Here is a 1,084-nt window from a genome sequence, read left to right as displayed (position 1 = left end):
GAGCTATGTGCTGCTGCTGTGGATGGTGGTCATCGTCCTGATCGTGATCAACTCCATCTTCTTCGGCTTCCAGCTCAAGCGGCAGCTCCGCCGGCGCTTCCCCGACGAGAATCTGCGCGGCGCGGTGGCGTACGCCCTGATGCGCACCCTCCAGATGCGCCGGCTGCGGCTGCCCAAGCCGCAGGTCAAGCGCGGAGAGCGGCCCTGAGCGGCAGACCCTCCGGCTTCACCGGCGGGGCGCCCGGCTGGCTGAGCCACCTCGGGGGCCTGCGGAACACCGTCCGGCAGGCGCTGGTCGCCCGCCAGCTCGATGAGCAGATCACCGCCCGCTTCCCGGTGGGACAGCGGCTGCGGGTGCTCGACGTGGGCGTCGGCCAGGGCACCCAGGCCCTGCGGCTGGCCCGCGCGGGCCATGAGGTCACCGGGCTGGAGTCCGACCCCACCATGCTGGAGACGGCCCGCACCGCGCTCGCCGACGAGCCCGAGGGCATCCGCAGACGCGTACGGCTCCTCGAGGGCGACGGCCGGGAGACCGGGGCACACTTCCTGCCCGGCGCCTTCGACGTGGTGCTGTGCCACGGGGTGCTGATGTATCTGCCCGAACCGGATCCGCTGCTCGCCGGGCTGGCCCGGGTGCTGGCCCCCGGCGGTCTGCTCTCCCTGCTGGTGCGCAACGGTGACGCGCTGGCGCTGCGGCCGGGGCTGGCCGAGGACTGGGACACGGCGCTGACCGCCTTCGACTCCCCCTCGTACACCAACCGGATCGGGCTGCCGGTCCGTGCCGACCGGCGCGAGGAACTGACCGAGACCCTGACCGCGATCGGCGCGCCGCTGCGCGTCTGGTACGGCGTGCGGGTCTTCACCGACCTCGCCCCGGACGACGCACAGCCGCCCGGCTCCCCGGAGTGGGAGCGGCTGCTGGCCGCCGAGGAGCGGGCCGGGCGCACCGATCCGTACCGCGCGGTGGCGGCGCTGCTCCATCTGTGCGGGGTACGCGGCTGATCCGGCGACGGGGTGGCGGTGTGCACCGCCACCCCGCGCGGGTCCTGCCCGGCGCGCCCGTCCGCGCTTCGGCGCGCCGGCC

General features: G+C 74.5%; 2 protein-coding genes. Both read left to right on the top strand.

Annotation, left to right across the window (positions count from 1 at the left end; translation table 11 throughout):
* A partial coding sequence (locus KN815_RS38280; protein WP_216346421.1) for a DUF3043 domain-containing protein occupies positions 1-208 on the top strand: 208 nt, incomplete at its 5' end.
* A gap of 83 nt (positions 209-291) precedes the next feature.
* Positions 292-1,002 carry a class I SAM-dependent methyltransferase gene (locus KN815_RS38275; RefSeq protein ID WP_253209491.1) on the top strand — a complete coding sequence of 237 codons (711 nt, stop codon included), beginning with the start codon at positions 292-294 and terminating at the stop codon, positions 1,000-1,002.
* Positions 1,003-1,084: the final 82 nt, after the last annotated feature.

The organism is Streptomyces niphimycinicus, from assembly GCF_018883605.1.
Lineage (GTDB): Bacteria > Actinomycetota > Actinomycetes > Streptomycetales > Streptomycetaceae > Streptomyces > Streptomyces niphimycinicus.
This window is presented reverse-complemented; position numbering and strand designations above follow the sequence as displayed.